This window comes from Leptolyngbya sp. O-77, assembly GCF_001548395.1.
In the GTDB taxonomy this organism is placed as follows: Bacteria; Cyanobacteriota; Cyanobacteriia; order Elainellales; family Elainellaceae; genus Thermoleptolyngbya.
In genome coordinates this window covers 383,488-405,238 of sequence record NZ_AP017367.1, presented here as the reverse complement: position 1 = coordinate 405,238, position 21,751 = coordinate 383,488, and the positions used below count along the sequence as shown (strand labels likewise).

Here is a 21,751-nt window from a genome sequence, read left to right as displayed (position 1 = left end):
ACACCGCGCTGGTTTTTCAGAATCCCATCTCCCAAAGACTTGCAGGGACTTGGGTCAAAACCTGGGCATAGTGTTACGTATGCGTCTCTCCAGAAAGAAATCCGACCCTAGAGTGGAGTAGCGGGAAGCAGTTGCGATCGCATGGATGAAGAACTTCGGCGCTGCGGCCTGCATGGGCTAATGCGGAGCAGAGGGTCTGGGGCGGTTGAATCTGGCAGGGTTCGAGTCTGGCGTGGTTTGAACCAGCAGGAGCGAACAATAGCTGGGGTTGCTGGAACCAAGAGCGGATTCACGGTGCCTGAGTGAGTAGCTCAGAACGTTCACCAGTTCTCGGTTCTAGAATACAGGGCAGTTGGGATATTGGGTTGGTCTAGGGTTATTTCAGGGTTATTACAAAACAGGTCTTTTCGTTGAAAGTTGCTATGGGTGGAATGGGCGTGAACCAAAACGAATGGATGGGGCAGGGAACTACGGGCTATGCGGGACAGCGGTGGCTGGTGGAAGAGCGCGATGCTTGTGGCGTTGGGTTTATTGCCGATCCGCAGGGCAAATCTAGCCATGACCTGGTGCAAAAGGCGCTGGTGGCGCTGTCTTGCATGGAGCATCGGGGGGGCTGTAGCGCCGACCGTGACTCTGGTGATGGCGCAGGATTAATGACCGCAATTCCCTGGGTGCTGATCCGCGAGTGGTGTGAGTCGGAAGGGATCAGCCTGCCCGCAGCGGAGAATTTTGGGCTGGGCATGGTGTTTTTGCCGCAATCTGAGGCCGCAGCGGCGATCGCCCGCGACCTGGCCACCCAGGTCTGGACAGAAGGCGGGTTGAAAGTCCTGGGCTGGCGCAAAGTGCCCGTCAAGCCAAGCGTGCTGGGCATCCAGGCGCGAGAAAACCAGCCGCAGATTGAGCAAGTGCTGGTGGAATCGACTGACTCTGGCGACGACCTAGAGCGCGACCTCTACTGGGCCCGCAAGCGTATTCTGTCCGTGCTGGCGGATTATCAGGGCGAGTATGCCGAAGCGTTGAAGGAGTTTTACGTCTGTTCTTTCTCTAGCCGCACAATCGTCTACAAGGGCATGGTGCGCTCGGCTGTGCTGGGAGAGTTTTATCTGGACTTGCAAAACCCGCTCTACACTAGCGCTTTTGCTACCTACCACCGCCGCTTTAGCACCAACACGATGCCCAAGTGGCCCTTGGCTCAGCCAATGCGACTGCTGGCGCACAACGGCGAAATCAATACCCTGCTGGGCAATATCAACTGGATGATGGCCCGGGAGGCAGATCTCGATCATCCCATCTGGGGAAACCGCCTGGCAGATTTGAAACCCACCGTCCGCCCAGAAAACAGCGACTCCGCTAACCTGGACAATGTGATGGAGCTGCTAGTGCGATCGGGGCGCGATCCGCTGGCGGCGCTGATGATGATGGTGCCAGAGGCGTATAACAACCAGCCTGATCTGGCAGAATATCCCGAAATCATAGACTTTTACGAATACTACAGCGGTATCCAAGAGCCGTGGGACGGCCCGGCGCTGCTGGTGTTTAGCGATGGCAAGAAGGTCGGTGCATCGCTCGACCGCAACGGCTTGCGTCCGGCTCGCTACGCCATTACCCGCGACGGTTATATTGTGGTGGCGTCGGAAGCGGGCGTGGTGGATCTGCCAGAAGCCGAAATTGTCGAGAAAGGAAGACTCGGCCCTGGACAGGCGATCGCCGTTGACCTGCAATCTCACGAAATCCTCAAAAACTGGGACATTAAGCAGCGCGTGGCCCAGGCTCAGCCCTACGGCGAGTGGCTGAAGCAGAATCGCCGCGAGTTAGAACCCCAGCCCTTTACCACCGAATCCTACCTGGACAGCGTTGCCCTGCTGCGCCACCAAACTGCCTTCGGCTACACCTCCGAAGACGTGGAGATGGTGATCCAGGATATGGCTCAGAAAGGCAGCGAGCCGACTTTCTGCATGGGTGACGACATTCCCCTGGCCGTGCTGTCCGAAAAACCACACCTGCTCTACGATTATTTCAAGCAGCGTTTTGCCCAGGTGACAAACCCACCCATCGACCCGCTGCGCGAAAAGCTGGTGATGTCTCTGGCGATGGAACTGGGCGCACGCGGCAACCTGCTGGACGAAAAGCCGGAATATGCCCACCTGCTCAGCCTCAAGTCGCCCGTCCTGAATGACGCAGAGCTAGACTTTATCCGCAACTCAGAGTTTGAAACCGCCAGTCTGTCTACTCTGTTCAACATTTCCGCCGGGCCCGACGGGCTACAGCAGGCGGTGAATGACCTCTGCCAGCAGGCGACGGCGGCCGTCCGCTCCGGCAAGTCGATCCTGATTTTGAGCGATCGCCTCTCGTCTGACGGTTCCCCGACAACTCTCAGCGCCAGCACCAGCTACATCCCGCCGCTGCTGGCCGTGGGTGCAGTTCACCACCACCTGATCCGCCAAGGCTTGCGGATGCGGGCCTCGCTGATTGTGGACACGGCCCAGTGCTGGAGTACCCATCATTTTGCCTGTCTAATCGGCTATGGAGCCAGTGCCGTATGTCCCTATCTGGCGTTTGAAACGGTGCGCCATTGGCACGCTGATCCCAAGACCCAAAGCCTGATGGAGCGCGGCAAGATTGAGGCGATCTCGGTGGAAAAAGCGCAGCAAAACTACCGCAAGTCGGTCGAGTCGGGCCTGCTGAAGATTCTCTCTAAGATGGGGATTTCCCTGCTCTCTAGCTATCACGGGGCGCAGATTTTCGAGGCGATCGGCATCGGCGGCGATCTGCTGCACCTCGGCTTTTACGGCACGGCTTCGCGGCTGGGGGGGCTGAGCGTGGCAGATCTGGCGAACGAAGTGCTGTCGTTCCACAGTCGCGCCTTCCCGGAGCTATCGGTCAAAAAGCTTGAAAACATGGGCTTTGTGCAATATCGTCCTGGCGGCGAGTATCACATGAATAGCCCCGAAATGGCGAAGCACCTGCATAAAGCGGTGGAGTCCAAGAACTACGACCACTACGATCTGTACCAAAAGTACTTGGAAGAGCGTCCGCTGACGGCGCTGCGTGACCTGCTGGACTTTAAGAGCGATCGCCCCTCCATTCCGATCGAAGAGGTCGAACCCGTCTCCGAAATCGTGAAGCGCTTCTGCACGGGCGGCATGTCCCTGGGGGCGCTGTCGCGGGAGGCACACGAAACGCTGGCGATCGCCATGAACCGCATCGGCGGCAAGTCAAATTCTGGCGAGGGCGGCGAAGATCCTGTGCGCTACAAGGTGCTGGACGATGTGGATGACGAAGGACTATCGCCCACGCTGCCCCATCTGAGGGGGCTGAAAAATGGCGATCGCGCTGCGTCGGCCATCAAGCAAATCGCCTCTGGCCGCTTTGGGGTCACGCCGGAATACCTGATGAGCGCCAAGCAGCTTGAAATCAAGATGGCGCAGGGGGCAAAACCCGGTGAAGGCGGCCAGCTTCCGGGCCCCAAGGTCAGCCCCTACATCGCCATGCTGCGCCGCTCGAAACCCGGTGTGACGCTGATTTCGCCGCCGCCCCACCACGACATCTACTCCATCGAAGACCTGGAGCAGTTGATTTTTGACCTGCACCAGATCAACCCAGCGGCGCAAGTCTCTGTGAAGCTGGTGTCGGAAGTCGGCATCGGCACGGTGGCGGCGGGCGTGGCCAAGGCAAACGCCGACATTATCCAAATCTCCGGCCACGACGGCGGTACGGGCGCATCGCCGCTGAGTTCCATCAAACACGCGGGTAGCCCGTGGGAACTGGGGCTAACTGAGGTGCATCGCGTGCTGATGGAAAACAAACTGCGCGATCGTGTGCTGCTGCGCGTCGATGGCGGCATCAAGACCGGCTGGGACGTGGTGATGGCGGCGCTGATGGGCGGCGAAGAGTTTGGCTTTGGCTCGATCGCCATGATTGCGGAAGGCTGCATCATGGCGCGGATTTGTCATACCAACAACTGCCCCGTGGGTGTGGCCAGCCAGAAGGAAGAACTGCGGAAGCGCTTCCCCGGCACGCCAGAACACGTCGTCAACTTCTTCTATTTCATCGCCGAAGAAGCGCGATCGCTCCTGGCCCGGCTGGGCTATCGGTCGCTGAACGAGCTAATCGGCCGCGCCGACCTGCTGAAGGTGCGTGACGGCGTATCGCTGACCAAGACCAAGGCGCTGGATCTGTCCTGCCCTGATTAATCTGCCCTGACACCCGCGAAGACCGCAGTTGGCTGGTTCACGAAACGGTTCACAGCAACGGCCCGGTGCTGGATGACGAAATTCTGGCCGACCCCGCAGTCCAGGCGGCGATTCAGAATCAAACCAGCCTCACCAAGACAGTCGGCGTGGTCAATACCGACCGCAGCGTGGGAGCGCGAGTCGCAGGGGCGATCGCCAAGCAGTATGGCGATACGGGCTTTGCCGGACACCTGACGCTGGAGTTTCGGGGCAGTGTGGGCCAGAGCTTTGGCGCGTTCAACCTCCCCGGCATGACGCTGAAGCTGGAAGGCGAAGCCAACGACTATGTGGGCAAGGGGATGCACGGCGGCGAGATCATCATCAAGCCCTCAACAGCCGCCACCTTCGACGCGGCCAGCAACGTCATCGTCGGCAACACCTGCCTCTACGGCGCAACGGGCGGCACCCTGTTTGCCAGCGGGCAGGCGGGCGAGCGCTTTGCGGTGCGGAACTCCCTCGGTCGCGCCGTGATCGAGGGCGCAGGCGACCACTGCTGCGAATATATGACGGGCGGCGTGATTGTGGTGCTGGGCAGGGTCGGGCGCAACGTCGGCGCGGGCATGACGGGCGGACTGGCCTACTTCCTGGACGAAGACGGCAGCTTCCCTAGCAAGGTGAACCCGGAGATTATCAAAATCCAGCGGGTCACCAGCCCCGTCGGCGAACAGCAGTTGAAAGACCTGATTGCAGCCCACGCCGATCGCACAGGCAGCGCCAAGGCCAAGCACATTCTGGCGAACTGGGCGACCTATCTGCCCCAGTTTTGGCAGGCGGTTCCCCCGTCGGAAGCCAATAGCCCGGAAGCGGTTTCGGCGGAAGATAAGGTGCTGACGACCACGCCGTAGAGTCACGCCGTAGGGTTCTGCGTTTCGGGCCGCGCCTCTGCGGATGCAGCGGGTTAGGGAGTGCCGAAAAGACAAGCGCCCAAAGTTACGAGCGCCTACGAGCGCCTACGAGCACCTACGAGCGCCTACGAGCGCCTAAAAATAGTCGGGCGATCGCCCCCGTTCCCGCTCCTGTTCTACATCCCGCAGGTGCAGATCCAGCGCCACCACCGAAAGCTGAATTTCCCGCAGCGACAGCGCCAGCGAAACTAGCATCATCACCAGGCTAACTGCAAAAATCCAGCGCCCTGCGTCGATAAACCCCAGAAACAGCAGCAGGATACAAATGACGCTAAATAGCAAACTCGCCGCTCCCCAAGCCTGCATATTGCGGATGAGCTTGATGCGGTAGCGGAGGCTGGCGATTTCCTGGCGGAGTACCGGGTCGGGCTTGTTCTGGTGGCTGGCGTGCAGGTTGCGGATGATGCTGGCCAGCGCCACAAAGCGGTTTGTGTAGGCCAGCAGCAGCAGCGAAATCGTGGGAAACAGAATCGCGGGCGTGGTGATGTCGATAGACATTGGGAAAGGAAAAAACAAACAGCAACTGGCGTAACTTGTGTTTCGCCTGTCACCGCGATTTTACTCGCAGCGCCTACGATTAAAGGTATCGCCCACACTAAACTCCCGCTCTTTGCCCCTCAAACCTGATTCTTACCCCCTGATCCCCCGCTACACACAGCTCCGCCATGCCCAATGAATCCCCCGTTAATGAATCCTCCGCCAAAACTATCAAGCTTGATCAATTCCTGAAATGGGTGAACGCCGTGCCCACTGGCGGCGAAGCTAAAGTGTTAATCCAGATTGGTGAAGTCAGCGTCAACGGCGAGGTAGAAACTCGGCGCGGTCGAAAACTCGTGGAGGGCGATCGCGTCTCAGTCGCAGGCGAGGAGTTTTTGGTGAGTCTGGAGTGAGTGATGGAGTGTTGGAGTAGCCCCATCCACCCCATCACCCCATCACCCCATCACCCCATCACCTCATCACCCCGCTCAAACTGCTCACCAATAACTCCCATCGCGCTAGCGTAGAGATAAGATGTTGCTCTTGAAATCGGTTCACTTGAAATCAGTGCAACATCGGTTTACCATCATTCACGCCTATTGCTGGTGTCTGGGAGCAAGGATTAATCATGCTGGAAGCCTATCGTAACCATGTGGCAGAGCGGGCGGCGCTGGGGATTCCGCCGCTGCCGCTGTCTGCTGAGCAAACGTCCGAATTGTGCGAATTGCTGAAGCAGCCGCCAGCAGGCGAAGAAGAGTTTTTGGTCAGCCTGCTGCGCGATCGCATTCCGCCAGGGGTGGATCAGGCGGCCTATGTGAAGGCGGGATTTCTGACGGCGATCGCCAAAGGGGAAGCCTCCAGCCCGCTGATCTCGCCCCAATACGCCACAGAGTTGCTGGGCACGATGATGGGGGGCTACAACGTGCGATCGCTCATCGACCTGCTGCACTCGCCCAATGCAGAGGTCGTTGCTACTGCCACCGCCGCCCTCAGCAAGACGCTGCTAATCTACGATGCGTTTCATGACATTCAGGAATTGGCGGAAAGCGGCAACGAATCAGCCCAGCAAATCATGACCGCCTGGGCCAATGCAGACTGGTTTACTAGCCGCTCGCCGCTGCCGGAAGCCATCACGGTGACGGTGTTCAAAGTGCCCGGTGAAACCAACACCGACGATCTCTCGCCCGCGCCCCACGCCACCACCCGTCCCGACATCCCGCTGCACGCCACGGTGATGCTGGAGACCCGCCAGCCGGGTTCCCTAGAAACCATCGCCGAACTCAAGAAAAAGGGCTATCCCGTGGCCTATGTTGGCGATGTAGTAGGCACGGGATCGTCTCGCAAATCCGCCACCAACTCCGTCCTCTGGCACATGGGCGAGGACATTCCCTTTGTGCCTAACAAACGCACGGGCGGCTATTGCCTGGGGGGTAAGATCGCGCCCATTTTCTTCAACACGATGGAAGACTCTGGCGCATTGCCCATCGAGTGCGACGTGACGAAGATGGAAACGGGTGACGTGATCACCATCTACCCTTACAAAGGCGAAATCACCAACGAGGCGGGCGAGGTAATCTCCACCTTTACGCTTAAGCCCGACACGATTCTGGACGAGGTGCGGGCAGGCGGACGGATTCCCTTGCTGATTGGGCGATCGCTCACCGACAAAACCCGCATGGCCCTGGGGCTGCCTCCTAGCGACCTGTTCATCCGCCCCCAAATGCCTGCCGACACGGGCAAAGGCTTCACCCTGGCGCAAAAGATGGTGGGCAAGGCCTGCGGACTTCCTGGCGTGCGCCCCGGCATGTCTTGCGAACCGATCATGACCACCGTTGGCTCCCAAGACACCACTGGCCCCATGACCCGCGACGAGCTAAAGGAACTGGCCTGCCTGGGCTTCAGCGCCGACTTGGTGATGCAGAGCTTCTGCCACACCGCTGCCTATCCCAAGCCCGTCGATATCAAAACCCACCACGAACTGCCCGACTTCATTACCTCGCGTGGCGGCGTGTCTCTGCGCCCCGGCGACGGCATCATCCACTCCTGGCTGAACCGGATGCTGCTGCCGGATACGGTGGGCACAGGCGGCGACTCTCATACTCGCTTCCCGCTGGGCATTTCCTTCCCGGCTGGCTCTGGGCTGGTGGCCTTTGCGGCGGCCCTGGGCGTGATGCCGCTGGATATGCCAGAGTCGGTGCTGGTGCGCTTTAAGGGCAAACTGCAACCGGGTGTAACGCTGCGCGACGTGGTCAATGCAATTCCCTACGTTGCCATTCAGCAGGGCAAGCTAACGGTTGCCAAAGAAAACAAAAAGAATGTGTATTCTGGCCGAATTATCGAAATGGAGGGTCTGCCAGATCTGCAACTGGAGCAAGCCTTTGAGCTGACCGACGCGACCGCAGAGCGATCGGCCGCAGGCTGCACCATCAAGCTGAGCGAAGCAACAGTAGCAGAATACCTGCGGTCGAATGTGGCGCTGCTGAAGAACATGGTGGCACGGGGCTATGGCGATGCCCGCACGATTCTCCGTCGCGTCCGCAAGATGGAGGAGTGGCTGGCGAACCCGTCGCTGATGAGCGCTGACCCGGACGCGGAGTATGCCGACATCATCGAGGTGGATCTAGATCAGATCAAGGAACCGATCGTGGCTGCGCCCAACGACCCCGACAACATCAAGCTGATGTCGGAATGTGCGGGCGATCCGATCCACGAGGTCTTCATTGGCTCCTGCATGACGAATATTGGGCACTATCGCGCGGCGGCGAAGGTGCTAGAGGGCGCAGGCCCGGTGAAGGTGCGCCTGTGGATTGCGCCGCCCACCCGCATGGATGAGCAGCAGCTTCGCGAAGAGGGCTATTACGGCATCTTTGCCGCAGCGGGGGCCCGCACGGAGATGCCCGGCTGCTCGCTCTGCATGGGCAACCAGGCCCGCGTCGATGACGGCGTGACGGTGTTCTCTACCTCCACCCGCAACTTCAACAACCGCATGGGCAAAGGCGCACAGGTCTACCTGGGTTCGGCAGAATTGGCGGCGGTGTGTGCCCTGCTGGGTCGTATTCCCACGGTGGAGGAGTACATGGAGATCGTGACGAAGAAGATCGACCCGTTTGCCAGCGACCTCTATCGCTATCTCAACTTCGACCAGATTGTGGGATTTGAGGATGAGGGGCGCGTGATTCCCAAAGAGGAAGAAGCAAAGCTCGTTGCGTCGATCTGACGCTGATTGCGGCTGCGTTTCGCTTGAGCAAATTTCTCTAAGCTAGAGTTAGGGCAGGCAAGGCTTGCCCTGGCTTTTGGCTTTTTGGTGATTATGCAAGCTGAAGAGAAACGGTTTTATACGCCTGATGAGTATCTGGAACAGGAGGTGAGTTCCGAGCTTCGGCATGAGTGTATCAACGGGGTCATTGTTCCTATGATGGGTGGAACCCCGGAGCCAGAAGTGTTGAAAGATAGATTAAGCGACGAAAAAAAGGGACAGAATGCAGTATTCTGTCCCCTAGTAAACAAAAAATGATGCCTGATGATAGCCTCATTTCCGAAGCTTGTCAAATCGATCTTGATGCAGCTTTGTCCGCATGACTATCCCGTTTTGAACTCGCGCTTGTTCTTTGAAATCTGGTTGACCTTTGTGTTGGACGAGTGCATCCCACTTTTGCGATGAGTAAAAGTGCTTAGTTCTAGACTTTGGCGATAGCGATAAACTTTGAGTATTGTACTTTTACCCGATACCTGTCATGGACGCTGAGAAAAAAGCCCAAATCCAAGCCCATGCTCGTGCCCTTGCCGCTCTGCTATACGAGGAAACTGACCCAGAGCAAGTGAAAACGTTGGCAGGGATTGAGGCGGCAGTGCGAGGACATCTGCTCGAACATGTCAGCCCAGAGATCGGGGATTTTTTATTGCAACAAGTAGCGGCACGACAAGTGGACGAAAGCGTCGCATCGAGAGCATCCTTGGACAACTGCAAGTGAGTGAGAAACAAGCTCAAATTCTGGAGGTGAAAGCGTACACACGATGGAGTCCTTACCTGGAGCGGTGTTGTTTGTTGGTGAGTGCCAATGAATCGTATGAGCGGGCGGCAGAAGACATTGAAGTGTTGACTGGGATAAAGGTTTCTCACAGTACTCAACAGCGATTAGTGCATCGTCAAATCTTTGAGTTACCGCAAGTGGAAGAAACGGTTGAGGAGATGAGTATCGATGGAGGTAAAGTGCGATTGCGAACACCCGAAGGAGAACCGAGTGAATGGCGAGATTACAAGGCAGTGAATCTGCACGAGTCCTGTGTTGCTGCCTTCTTTCAAGACAATGAGCAGTTGGTCAACTGGGTCAATGTTCAGTCTTTATCTGACCCATTGACTTGTATTGGAGATGGGCATGATGGGATCTGGAATGTCTACACCCAGATTGGCAACCAGACCCAAAGACGGGAGATTTTGGACTGGTATCACTTGGTTGAGAATTTGGGCAAAGTGGGTGGTTCTGTGCAACGTTTAGATGCCGTGGAAACCTGTTTGTGGCAAGGCGATGTCGAGGGCGCAATTGCACAGTTTGAGGATTGGCAACACGAGCGGGTTACGAATTTCGTTAGCTACCTTAACAAGCATCGACAGCGGATTGTCAATTATGGCTACTATCAAGCTGAAGGAGTCTCCATTGGTTCCGGGGCAATTGAATCGACCGTTAAACAACTTGGGCGGCGAATCAAGATATCGGGGGCGCAGTGGGACAAAGATAACGTTCCGCAGGTGCTGAAGCAACGTTGTGCCTACCTCAATGGGCAATTCTCAACATGAGTCTTGCAAAATTGGGATGCACTCAACTCGCTCCGACTCTCCAAATCACAGAACCAAACCACGCGGTAACGGTCGTGGTCAAGTTCAGTCTTCATATTGTTCTTGATTCGCACCACAAACTTTGTTTGAGTGAGACTCATTTGGTCGAGAAATTCCCAGCTTGCGAAGCCTCTATCCATGATGCCGATGCCGTTTTCGGGAATCATCGTGCTAATCGAATCGGCAAACTTTGCATCATGTCCTTGCCCAAAATGAATCAAGCATTCACTCGAATATCCTTGCTCTAAGTTGATTCCATTCAGTAATTTAATTGGTGATATCCTTGCAGCCAAAATAGCTTGCTGGTAAGTGTAACGATGTTGAATCAATCGGAAAAAGTATCTGAGCCGCGGTCGGCTGTTTGCGCTTTACTTGCTCAATTAACTGTGCATAGATTCGACAAAAGTGCCCATCCGTTCGAGTTTTGCAAGCTTTAGAAAAGGTGGATATATCGACCTCAACACCTGTACGATTTAGGCGGTAAAATAAGTCTCTCATGCTGGTTAAGCCCTTGTCCAACACAAAGGTCAACCAGATTTCAAAGAACAAGCGCGAGTTCAAAACGGGATAGTCATGCGGACAAAGCTGCATCAAGATCGATTTGACAAGCTTCGGAAATGAGGCTATCATCAGGCATCATTTTTTGTTTACTAGGGGACAGAATACTGCATTCTATCCCTTTTTTTCGTCGCTTAATCTATCTTTCAACACTTCTGCAGAGGCCCGTATTTTGCTAGCGTCGATTCCCTTTGAGATTCGTTTAGCTGATTTGCACGAAGGGATTGAGTTGGAGGGTGATTAACCCGGCAACTGTTGCCACTACATACGCCCTCTCCATTTTCTGTTGCGCCGAAGTCTTGAAGCCCTCTCCTAGAGTTCGGCTTCCCTTTTTTCAAATGGAGAATGAGTTGGGGGTGAGGGCGGTTCGGAATGCAGGATCGTTAGCGTCTCGATTTATTCGCCACCGTCAAAACGACCAAAGCAAGAGTGACCATGCTGTCAGGGTTTTAGAGATTGCCAGATCGAGGTGACGAAAAACTAGGGACACTAACGGGAAAATTCATCACCAGCGCGTAAGTCTAAGAGTATCTGATGATAGTTCTGCGAGAGGTAGATCAGGCAGTGCTTACCCCGGTTTTTGCATTTTCTTAAACCTGGGTTAATCTAAAACCTTGATAAAATTGCCGGGCAATCTTTAAAGACTCGCGGTATTATCCAATCACCGTAGATTTTTCAATCGCCCTCTAGGCTTGCCTCATTTGATATGCCAATAAACTAAAGAGAAAACGAGAGAAAACGTCTAAAGCAAAGATTCCAGCTCGCTTCAGGCTAATTAGGCATAGCCAAATCTTGTTCAAGGCTAGTTCATCGTACTGTTCGAGCTTTAGTCTTGTGTAACGTTATTTTGTCTGTCGTTCGTTCAGACGTTCGCTCAGAAACCTCTCCGTCTGTTAAGACTATATTTTGTCAGGGGTTTAGCTTTGTAAAATGCTTGAACAAAATTAGAGTAGAAATCTGAATTGCAGGCTTGATCAATCGCTGAAGGCAGACTGAGAAGTCGATTGAACAGCTAGCGAGTCATTAAGCCACAACTGCACAGAAAACAGGATGTTCAGTCATGTGCTGATTGCTCCGGTTTTAGCCTAAGTCCTCTTAGAAGGGCAGCTTTAAGCAATTTTTGGCGGATCGCCATTCTAGTTTTTCCATTCACCTGTAGGGAGCATCCAAGCCATGAGAACACCAAACAAATTTACCCATTCGATAAATTCTCCAGCCGTTTCAAGAAAGTTGGCTCTAGCTAGTGCGATGCTCTGGAGTGCCACCTTGGTCTTTGCTGCACGCCTTTCGGCTAGCCCCACCGGGCCCAATACCTGGAGAGTAACGAACAATAATGACAGCGGGCCGGGTTCTCTGCGTCAGGCGATCGCTGATGCGGCTGCCACTCCCGGTCTGGATCTGGTAGATCTGACAGGGGTGTCGGGGGCGATCGCGCTGAATAGCACTCTGCTCATAGCCGCAGGCAACGACCTGCATCTGCAAGACGACGGTAACACAACCCTCAATGGTCAAAACCTCGTGCAAATCATGACTATTGGCAGAGCCAACGTGAAGATTTCAGGCTTGACCTTTGCCAACGGACTGGCACAAGGCGGCAACGGCATCAACGGCGGCGGAGGTGGTCTGGGCGCAGGCGGGGCGCTATTTCTCGATACAGGGAGCGTTGTCACGCTGCATAATAGCCGCTTTATCAACAACAGAGCCGTCGGAGGCAACAGCATCATTCTTGGCTCCACAACCAATCGCCACTATAGCGGCGGTGGCCCGAACTATCAGCCCGACGGGATTGCAGGCGGTATTGGCGGCGGATTAAACGGCAGCAATGGCGCTGGCGGGGGCCATAGCGGCGGGCGTAGTGGGCGCAACGGCAACCCGGGCGGGAAAGGGGCAGATGGTGAATTTGGCAGCGGCGGCGGTGGCGGCGGTGGTGGCGGGGCTGCAACCGGCCGCGGAGTTGCGAAAGACCATGCAGGCAGCGGTGGTTCGGGCGGAAACGGCGGATACGGTGGCGGCGGCGGCGGTGGTGGTGGTGGTGGAGAAGACCGTGATGATTTGTCTAGAGCAGACTATGGCGGTGGTGGCCCGGGCGGCGCAGCGGGAGCCTATGGTGGGGTGGGTGAAGCAGGTCAAGCTGGGAACACCGGCAGTAAGGTTGCCGGTCGGGGCGGCGGGGGCGCTGGATTGGGGGGTGCTATTTTTGTCCGGGAGGGGGCGACACTAATCCAAGACTTTGGAATTACCTTCCAGGGCAACAGTGTAGCAGGGGGCACGAGCTTTCCTATGTTCCCGGTAGAGGGCGCTGAATCGCGCAACGGCAAGGCGGCGGGTCAGAATGTTTTTTACCAGAATGGGCAAGGTGACTCAGAGCGACTGCTCTTGTTGCGAGACAACACAGCGGCGATCGCCCCAACGAACTTGACGGCACAAAATCTGACTGAAGTGGCCAATCAAGTCGTCAGAAATCCCGAAATTGTCCGCCAATTAGCACACCTGGCTCACGCTCTGGGCTTTGCCTATGCCGCAGGCTCCAGAAGCCAGTACGTGGGGGATGATTTTGAAATCATCAACACGGGCACTGTGTCCAGCCCCAGCTATGTCCTACGCGCTCGCTATAACGGCACAGACTCCTTTGCTTCCGGGCTAGGCGCAGACAAGCGGCTATCTATAACGCTGAGCAACTTTCAGGTAGCCATTGATCCGGGATCATTTCGGTATGGCACGCCGCGATCCGGTCTTGGTACGCCAATTATCGCCACCTCCTACACTGCGACCAATGCTGACCCATCCCCTGGCACTATCCGCAGAAACCTGACCTACAGTGTTTCTGAAGCTGTGCTCCACAGCACTACTTACAAGTTCACACAGGGGCTAAAAACTACGCTGAGTCTACAGATTCCCTTCACTGTGGATCAGAAGACCGAACTGAGCATTGCTGCGGAGCAAGGCTGGACAGATAGCCGGACAGAAACTCGCACGATTACAGATTCATCCGAATACAGCGCTCCTATCTCACCCCGCTCAGAAAGAACCATTGATGTAGTGGCTATCCAAACCTCTTCCAATGTGGACTATAGCGCGATCGCCAAAGTCAGCTTTGATATCTCCTACAGCGGTACGCTGAGATCCAGTGACAATGCCCGAGAAGATGGCCCTACCGGTCGCCCTGAGGTTACTATCAAGCTCAGCACCGATCAGCTTGAAGGTATCAATAACGCTGATTTGAGTAACGTCACAGACAATCACGGAAAGCGGTACATTGCCAATAAATTCTTGACCCCCTACGCTGAATACACCCGCAGTTTCTTTAAGGCAGGTATCCTGACACCGCTCAGCGGCACTTTTACCAATGTAGCAGGCACATCCGTTTCGATTGTCGCTCGTCCCGAACGCTCTCTCGATGCTACACTTCCTGCTGTTGTAGGCAACACTGCAAATCCATCCGGCGCAGTGTTGAGTCAAATCTTTAGCCGACCCATCAATGCTGCCTCAGTCTTGTCTGTGCCAAACAATGCTACCCAGGGCGTATGGCAATTTTCTAACGATGGTACAACTTGGCTACCTGTGCAAACTGGACAGTCTCTATCGGGTAATGCCTGGGTTCGGTTTTTGCCTACAGCCAACTATCGCGGCACCCCTGAGCGACTAAGGGTGAAATTTGATGTCGATCCCGAGCGGTTTGAGCGATGGATCAGTGTTATTGTCTCTGGGCCCAATGACGTTAATTCGGTGCAGTGAGCTTCGTTGAAGTTTTCCGCTGCTGTTCTGCCGCTGCTGTTCTGCAACGGAGTAGTGGAAAACTTGCCCCAGACACACTCGCCCCAGATACAAGAGCATGATCAGAGAACACTAAGGCGATCGCCTATCCAGTCTCCTCTATCTGGGTAGAGTACCGAATCCTCAATTTTCGGCGATTGGCGACTTATGTCTAGCTTTGGCAATCAGGGCAGAGAAGGTGAGGGCGATCGCCCCTCCTCCCGATTTGCTGTATGGTGCGGCTAGATTATCTATGGCTAGATTTAGAAGTAGACTGGTTGGTAAGAAATTAATTGGCAAATTGGCAAATTGGCAAGATTTTCAGCCACTCCCAGTCAAGAACTTGCGACCGACCCCAACGCCCTATGCAAGCCGCCGACACATCCGACAGTTTTCAAAAAGCAGTCCTAGAGCGTTTGGATAATCTCAAGGTTGAACTAGACAGCCTCAAGGTAGATGTGGACGGGCTGAAGCAAGAACTGGGCCAGACCAATGTGCGCGTGGATGCGTACCAAAAAGCTTCTAATCAAGTCGTGAACCTGGCCTTTGGGCTAATCGCGACTGCAACGCTGACGATTACTGCAAGTACGGTTCTGCGATAGAACCCGTCAATAAAAATTTGACCTTTTTAGCACCACGCATGAGATTGGCCGAGGCCCCGCAAATGCTTGACAGGCAATCCAAAATCGCAAATCCAAAATCGCAAATCCAAAAGCGAGAATCGATATTAGGGTGTTGTACTACCGACTAAATCCGGCTGAAAGGGCTGCATGAGGATTCCCAGAATTTGCCCAATCTGGCTGATGTAATACTCTGGTGAATCAATCCAGACGGTCGTTCCCTCTAGCATTAGGAAGCGCCAGTTGGTGCCGCTGGTCACGGCTCCATAGATGCGGGGAATCGGCTGCTCTTTTTCGGCATTAAAGATTTGGGCGGCGACCATCGTGGCGATGCACTGCCCTAGCCCGCCGATAATATCTTCCCGCTTTGCCTCGACGACGGTCATGACGGGAGCCTCTATGTAAAGCTGCTCTGCGGAGGCGGACAGAATGAAATCACAAAAGCCTTGCAGGCCTCTGGCGGCATCGACATTAAACTCGACGCCGGAGAAGAGGGCGATGCGGTAGTGCATCTGACGGCGGACTTCGGCCAGGATGGGCGCGATTAGAAATTCAGAGCGGGCTTTTTCGGTGCCGATGCTGGTGGCGAGGGTGGTGAATTCGGTGAGGGTTTGGGAGAGGGCGGGGGACGGCGAGACAGCGGGAATGCTGGCGAACAGGCTGCCGCTTTCTTGGGTGGTTAGCCCAAAGGCGGATTTGACTTTGGCTAGGGTGAAGTCGCTGTAGGCCATTGGGAGTATCGCCTGCCTGGGTTTACCTCAATCTTATCGCCCATCAAAAGGTAAAGTTGATAAAAAGCGGGATAGCCCCTGGCAATGAATGTGCATTATTGACTAAAGCTAAACCGATCCCCCTTAAATCCCCCTTATCAAGGGGGACTTCCGGACGGCAGCTCGGTTCCCCCCTTCCTAATATCAATTCTCTAAATACCCGCTACACATAGAGCATCGACAATCCAATCCCACTGAGTCAGCGATCGCAGCGACTCAGCCGAAAGGCGACAAACCCACTGGCTGATGGCGTGCTGGAGTTGGCCAACATCATCAAAGTGAACCCAAGCTAGCTCCCGCTTGAGTTCCCGCCAGACCCGCTCAATGGGATTGACCTCAGGGCAATAAGGCGGCTGAAACACCAAAATGACATTGTCCGGTATCGTCAGGTTCAAAGCTGTATGGGCTGCGGCATTATCCACCTGAATCAGATGTAAATCATCGGGGAACTGAGCCGCAAAGCTGTGCAAAAACGCCTCAAAACAGGAACTGTCGAGATGAGAGCACTCGACTCTCCACGAGGCACCGCTCAGCGGTTCCACTAGACCGTACAGCCACCGATACACAAACTCCCATTGAATTGAACCCATCGGCTGCACCCCAAAGCCCGTCAACTTGCGATGTTGAACCGTCAGCAGTCCGACGCGGCTCTCATCACTGCACCAATAGCGGATTCGCCCGGCATAGCGTTGTCTCAAGGCTGGCGGAATCGACTGGCTGATCTGGGCTGCAAGGTTTGCTGAAAGGACTCGCACGCCCCAGGAGTCTGCTTCTGGAACACCGGACGGGGCACTTTGAGCTTCGCTTTGAGCCGATAGCGCACCGTCTTATGCACCGTCTTGTAGGGCACCCGTTGACCATGCACCGCTGCGAGCCACTGCTGCACCGCTCCATAACTGCTAAAGCCTTCTGGATCTTGCAGTTCCCGCTCCAAAGCTGCCAGGACTTCACCGCTAATCGCTCGCGGTCGTCCACTGCGAGATGCCACCTTCACCAACGCTGCGAGTCCACTCTGTCGATACTGCCTCAGCCAACGAGACACGGTCGTGCGATGGCAACCGCTCAGTTGGGCTAACTGCTCAACACGCTTCGCTTGTCCTGTTTTGAGCCACCACAACACCTATACTTTACAGCGCTGAGATGACCGTTGCTGTTGTTCCAAGACGGCTTTGAGTTCTTCTGCTGTTTCAGCAATATCGATTTTGAGGACTCCACTCATGGCGGCTAGCTCTAACGTCTTCTTATATGTAGCAGATCTTTGGTTCTTATATGTAGCAGATCTTTGGAGATTTGATATTACGCTCCTCGCAGTCAATATTCCGGACGATTGCTACCGCATAAGAGGCGACAAGTTGAGTCAGCCCTGCGGAAGCAATGCCCTTTAATTGACTTAATTGACGGATTGCAGCACCGGCACATCCTGGCGGCGAACGTGGATCTGCCCATCATCGTCCAGATCGACGATAGCGGTGTCGCCTGTGCGGATTTCGCCCGTCAGCATTCCCTCTGCCAGCGCGTCTTCTAGCAAGCGAGTGACGGCTCGGCGCATGGGTCGCGCTCCGTAGGCGGGGTCATACCCCTCCGCCAGCAGCCGCTCTTTCACAGCATCGGTGACGATGAGCGCCATGCCCTGTTCGCTAAGGCGCTGATTCACCTCACGGATCATCAGGTCGGCCACCTGCATCACCTCGTCGCGGGTGAGCGGGCGGAAGACGATGATTTCGTCCAGGCGGTTTAGCAGCTCAGGGCGGAAGGACTGCTTTAGCTCGTCGTTGATGCGATCGCGTATCCGGGTATACTGCGAGTCGCCCTCACCCAACTCGAAGCCCAGCCCGCTGCCACCTTTCTGAATGACACGAGAGCCGATATTGGAAGTGAAGATGATCAGCGTGTTTTTGAAGCTGACCGTGCGCCCTTTGGAATCCGTCAGGCGACCGTCTTCCAGCAGTTGCAGCAGGATGTTGAACACGTCGGGGTGGGCTTTTTCGATTTCGTCGAACAGCACCACCGTGTAGGGCTTGCGGCGAACGGCTTCGGTCAGTTGCCCGCCTTCGTCGTAGCCGACATAGCCCGGAGGCGAGCCGACCAGCTTCGACACCGTATGCGGCTCCATAAACTCCGACATATCCAGCCGGATCATCGCCTCTTCTGAGCCAAAGATAGCCGCCGCCAGCGCTTTGGTCAGCTCCGTTTTGCCGACACCCGTCGGGCCAGAGAAGAACAGGCTGGCGATGGGTCGATCCAAGTCTTTCAGTCCAACGCGCGATCGCCGGATCGCCCGCGCCGCTGCCTTTACCGCCTCATCCTGCCCGATTACCCGCTCATGCAGCCGCTCCTCTAGGTGCAGCAGCGAGATCGATTCCGATTCTGTCAGCTTGTTCACCGGAACCCCTGTCCAGGCTTCAACGACCTGGGCGATGTCTTCGGCAGTGACCGTCGGCGCAGGGGCGAGATCGGGAGAAACCGGGGAAGAAGACGGTTCAATCATCCCCACAGCCTGATCTCTGACTCCTGACCCCTGACCCCTGATTTGCGCTTCTAGTTCGCGCTGGCGATCGCGCAGTTGAGTAGCCTTGTTGAAATCCTGCTGCTGCACGGCGGCGTTTTTCTCAGCAAGGACGCGGCGCAGTTCTTGCTTGAGCGCCCGCGTAGGAGCCTGGGCCGAATGGCGGAAGCGCACACGAGAGCCAGCCTCGTCGATCAAGTCGATGGCTTTGTCCGGCAGGAAGCGGTCGGTAATGTAGCGATCGCTCAGGGTGGCGGCCGCCACTAGCGCCTCATCGGCAATGAGTAAGTTGTGGTGCTGTTCATAGCGCTGGCGCAGACCGCGAAGAATTTCCACAGTTTCAATAACAGTGGGCGGATTCACCACCACGGGCTGAAAGCGGCGTTCTAGGGCAGCATCCCGCTCAATGTGCTTGCGGTATTCATCCAGCGTGGTGGCTCCGATGCACTGCAACTCGCCCCGCGCTAGAGCGGGTTTCAGCATATTGGCAGCGTCCATGCCGCCCTCCAGAGAGCCTGCGCCGACCAGCGTGTGGATTTCGTCGATTACGAGAATTACATTTCCCGACTCGCGCACTTCCTGCATAATCTGCTTGATGCGCTCCTCAAAGTCGCCCCGGAAGCGGGTTCCTGCCAGCAGCGTGCCCATGTCTAGGCTAATCACCTGGCGCTCTAACAGCAGGTTAGGCACGTCCTGATTCACGATGCGCTGGGCCAGCCCTTCGGCGATCGCCGTCTTGCCCACGCCCGGTTCCCCAATCAGCACGGGGTTATTTTTGGTGCGGCGACCGAGAATTTGCACCACGCGCTCTACTTCTTTGTGGCGACCCACCACTGGGTCGAGCTTGCCTTCGGCGGCCAGCTCCGTCAGGTTGGTGCCAAACTCTTGCAGCATTTTGGGCTTGCGGCTGTTGCGGCTGGAGCGCTTGGTCGTGCTGCCCACGGGCACTTCGGCCACTTCGCCCACAGCCCGAATCACCATCGTCCGCAGTTGATCTAAATTGACACCCAGGTTTTCCAGTACCTTTGCAGCGACGCTCTCATGTTCCTGGGCCAGGCTCAGCAGCAGATGCTCGGTGCCCACATGGCGCTGGTCGAGGCGGCGAGACTCTTGAAACGCTTGCTCAAACACCCGTTTTGACTTGGGCGTAAAGGGAATTTCGGGCGGTACAAAGCCAGACCCGCGCCCAATGATGTTTTCGACCTCTTGGCGGGCGGCTTCTACGGTCACGCCCAGATCTGTCAGCACTTCTGCCGCAATGTGGTCTTTGACTAGCAACAGCCCCAGCAGGATTTGCTCCGTTCCTACGAAGTTGTGTCCTAGCCGACGGGCTTCCTCTTGGGCTGCCATCACCACGGCGATCGCTTTTTCAGTGAAATACTCAAACATCCTCAGAACCTTGAATGAGGTTTGCCCGGTTTGCCAACTGGCTCCCCGTCAGAAGCACATGCCGCGAGTATTCAGCGGTTCATGCAGTCCCAATACTGGTGCCTATGAATTTTTATGTACTCCGTAGTTCCAATGTATCCGCATTCCCGCGTCCATAGGAGGGAGGATAACCGTATCTACCCGGAGGCGCAGGATAAGGGATGCTTGCCCTGCAACGCTACGCGAAGGGGGCTGGGATATTTAGGAGTCTCTTGGAACTATTCATCCTTGTGAATCGTACTGAGTTGGGAGGGGATGCAAAACCTCCCTTTGGATAGAAGTAGGTGCGGTAGACCGTCCAAGATGCAGTGCGGTTTTGGTTCGGTCTGCGGGAAACCCATCCAATTGGGGTAACATTCCACACCTGTAAAATCCTCGTCAACCTTGGGCTACGGCTTGATACTGTTATTCATTCGCGTATTTACTCGCGAGTTGCGATCGCCTGGGGCTTAGCCCAACGCTCGGCAACTCCGAACCCCATCCTTTGACTTACTCTGAGACTTACTCTGAGACTTACTCTGATTTTTTCTCAGACATCTTTTCTCTCATATCTCCGAGGTTCTCATCATGTTTCAACCTACCCATCTGTTGGTTTCGCGCTCTCGCAAAACCCCCGTTCAGCTCGTGCCCAGCGCCAGCGGGCTGATGCTGCTCACCGAGACAGAATTTAATGCTGGAACGGAAGCGGCGTTTGAAATGCGGCCCCGTTTGGGTATCTTTTGCAAAGGTGTGCCCCTGGTGGGTTACAGCCTGCAACCCCTGCCTGCGTCTGTGCCTGCTGCGCCCAGCGCGTCTGCGATTAGCCCAGCTTGCTAGTGACCGCAACTGGTGACCGAGACTAGTGACCGCGATTACCGCGTGACCTAAGCTTGACTGGCTAGGGTAACCTTTCTGGGTTAATCTTTCATAGACTGTGCTAACCCAAAGCCTCCTAAAGTGTGTGCTGTGAGCAATATGCCTGTTGAGCAATATGCCTGTGATGCCACCGCAAGTTGGATTTTCCCTAGCTCCTCTACTGCTTGGCCTACTGGTCGGGACGGGGGCGATTCCCGCAGGGATCGCTTCGCGAATCGCCCAAACCCCGGTTCCAGAAATTCCGCCAGAGGTCGCACCCGATGCATCACCAGAATTGCCACCGGCATCGTCGCCAGACCTGCCGCCAGACCTGCCGCCAGAATTAGCACCTGACGATCCCCAGGCTCAGGCTGCCGTTAGCGGCACAGTGGTTTCTCTCCAGCGCAGTGCCCTTCCGCCCAATGCCATTCTTAGCGTGCAACTACTGGATCTGACACGGGCTAGCGCTTCTGCTATTGTGCTGGCGGAGCAGACGATTCGCACCAACGGGCGACAGATGCCGCTCAATTTTGAAGTTCTCTACGACCCAGCGCTGATTCAGGACAACCATCGCTACGCCGTTCGCGCTCGCGTGTTCGTCAATGGGGCGATCGCCCTGACCAGTCCCCAGACCTATCCTGTCATTACTACAGGCAATCCGAGCCGAGTCGAGGTGCGGGTAGAGCCAGTAAGGTGAGGGGAAAAGGGAAAAACAAAGAACGAAAATCGAAAATCGAAGAACGAAAACCGAAAATTCTTCCCTCTTCGTTCTTCCCTCTTCGTTCTTCCCTCTTCGTTCTTCCTTCTTCCCTCTTCGTTCTTCGTTCTTCCCTC

The 21,751-nt window shown here is 55.7% G+C and carries 15 protein-coding genes; 9 read left to right on the top strand and 6 right to left on the bottom strand.

Translation table 11 applies throughout. The annotated features are described in order from the left end of the window. Positions 1-437 precede the first annotated feature (437 nt). Both O77CONTIG1_RS01765 and O77CONTIG1_RS27645 read left to right on the top strand, forming a co-directional pair. Positions 438-4,193 carry a glutamate synthase-related protein gene (locus tag O77CONTIG1_RS01765; RefSeq protein WP_317134184.1) on the top strand — a complete coding sequence of 1,252 codons (3,756 nt, stop codon included), beginning with the start codon at positions 438-440 and terminating at the stop codon, positions 4,191-4,193. A 65-nt stretch (positions 4,194-4,258) separates the two neighbouring features. Then, positions 4,259-5,077, top strand: a complete 819-nt coding sequence (locus O77CONTIG1_RS27645; RefSeq protein WP_317134183.1) for a hypothetical protein — start codon at positions 4,259-4,261, stop codon at positions 5,075-5,077. Between the two features lie 135 nt (positions 5,078-5,212). Here the strand turns inward: O77CONTIG1_RS27645 and O77CONTIG1_RS01760 are convergent, their stop codons facing one another. Beyond that, positions 5,213-5,635, bottom strand: a complete 423-nt coding sequence (locus tag O77CONTIG1_RS01760) for a DUF2721 domain-containing protein (protein ID WP_068507570.1) — start codon at positions 5,633-5,635, stop codon at positions 5,213-5,215. Positions 5,636-5,802: 167 nt separating this feature from the next. On the opposite strand from O77CONTIG1_RS01760, the gene O77CONTIG1_RS01755 reads away from it, so the two are divergent. The 3 genes from O77CONTIG1_RS01755 (at position 5,803) to O77CONTIG1_RS01735 (ending at position 10,409) form a co-directional block, all read left to right on the top strand. Beyond that, on the top strand, positions 5,803-6,027 hold the full coding sequence (locus O77CONTIG1_RS01755; protein ID WP_068507568.1) for an RNA-binding S4 domain-containing protein: 225 nt from the start codon (positions 5,803-5,805) through the stop codon (positions 6,025-6,027). A 215-nt stretch (positions 6,028-6,242) separates the two neighbouring features. Further along, positions 6,243-8,831 carry a bifunctional aconitate hydratase 2/2-methylisocitrate dehydratase gene (gene acnB / locus O77CONTIG1_RS01750; protein ID WP_068507567.1) on the top strand — a complete coding sequence of 863 codons (2,589 nt, stop codon included), beginning with the start codon at positions 6,243-6,245 and terminating at the stop codon, positions 8,829-8,831. 517 nt (positions 8,832-9,348) lie between these two features. Beyond that, a protein-coding gene (locus O77CONTIG1_RS01735) for an ISKra4 family transposase (RefSeq protein ID WP_156434832.1) occupies positions 9,349-10,409 on the top strand; the annotation gives its coding sequence in 2 pieces (ribosomal slippage) (positions 9,349-9,505 and positions 9,505-10,409; 1,062 coding nt in all). Here O77CONTIG1_RS01735 and O77CONTIG1_RS28280 read toward each other — a convergent pair. Next, positions 10,382-10,741, bottom strand: a complete 360-nt coding sequence (locus O77CONTIG1_RS28280) for a transposase (RefSeq protein WP_225894750.1) — start codon at positions 10,739-10,741, stop codon at positions 10,382-10,384. The two genes, O77CONTIG1_RS01735 and O77CONTIG1_RS28280, sit on opposite strands and share 28 nt — an antisense overlap. A gap of 1,531 nt (positions 10,742-12,272) precedes the next feature. On the opposite strand from O77CONTIG1_RS28280, the gene O77CONTIG1_RS01725 reads away from it, so the two are divergent. Together O77CONTIG1_RS01725 and O77CONTIG1_RS01720 are read left to right on the top strand one after the other, a co-directional pair. Next, positions 12,273-14,741 carry an aerolysin family beta-barrel pore-forming toxin gene (locus O77CONTIG1_RS01725; RefSeq protein ID WP_156434830.1) on the top strand — a complete coding sequence of 823 codons (2,469 nt, stop codon included), beginning with the start codon at positions 12,273-12,275 and terminating at the stop codon, positions 14,739-14,741. 383 nt (positions 14,742-15,124) lie between these two features. After that, positions 15,125-15,361: a hypothetical protein gene (locus O77CONTIG1_RS01720; RefSeq protein ID WP_068507557.1), complete on the top strand. Its 237-nt coding sequence runs from the start codon at positions 15,125-15,127 to the stop codon at positions 15,359-15,361. Between the two features lie 125 nt (positions 15,362-15,486). Here the strand turns inward: O77CONTIG1_RS01720 and O77CONTIG1_RS01715 are convergent, their stop codons facing one another. The 4 genes from O77CONTIG1_RS01715 to O77CONTIG1_RS01700 all read right to left on the bottom strand — a co-directional run bounded on the left by O77CONTIG1_RS01715 (position 15,487) and on the right by O77CONTIG1_RS01700 (position 20,044). Then, a complete protein-coding gene (locus O77CONTIG1_RS01715; protein WP_068507555.1) occupies positions 15,487-16,110 on the bottom strand; it encodes a hypothetical protein in 624 nt (207 codons plus the stop codon). Between the two features lie 191 nt (positions 16,111-16,301). Continuing rightward, positions 16,302-16,847 carry an IS630 family transposase gene (locus O77CONTIG1_RS01710; protein WP_068507552.1) on the bottom strand — a complete coding sequence of 182 codons (546 nt, stop codon included), beginning with the start codon at positions 16,845-16,847 and terminating at the stop codon, positions 16,302-16,304. Then, positions 16,844-17,269, bottom strand: a complete 426-nt coding sequence (locus tag O77CONTIG1_RS01705) for a helix-turn-helix domain-containing protein (RefSeq protein ID WP_084782010.1) — start codon at positions 17,267-17,269, stop codon at positions 16,844-16,846. Before O77CONTIG1_RS01705 ends, O77CONTIG1_RS01710 begins: the two co-directional genes overlap by 4 nt. Before the next feature lie 270 nt (positions 17,270-17,539). After that, positions 17,540-20,044 carry an ATP-dependent Clp protease ATP-binding subunit gene (locus O77CONTIG1_RS01700; protein WP_068507548.1) on the bottom strand — a complete coding sequence of 835 codons (2,505 nt, stop codon included), beginning with the start codon at positions 20,042-20,044 and terminating at the stop codon, positions 17,540-17,542. A gap of 606 nt (positions 20,045-20,650) precedes the next feature. On the opposite strand from O77CONTIG1_RS01700, the gene O77CONTIG1_RS01695 reads away from it, so the two are divergent. Further along, positions 20,651-20,899 carry a hypothetical protein gene (locus O77CONTIG1_RS01695; protein WP_068507547.1) on the top strand — a complete coding sequence of 83 codons (249 nt, stop codon included), beginning with the start codon at positions 20,651-20,653 and terminating at the stop codon, positions 20,897-20,899. A gap of 163 nt (positions 20,900-21,062) precedes the next feature. Further along, complete coding sequence (locus tag O77CONTIG1_RS01690) at positions 21,063-21,614, top strand: YbaY family lipoprotein (protein ID WP_156434820.1); 552 nt, start codon at positions 21,063-21,065, stop codon at positions 21,612-21,614. Positions 21,615-21,751 lie beyond the last annotated feature (137 nt).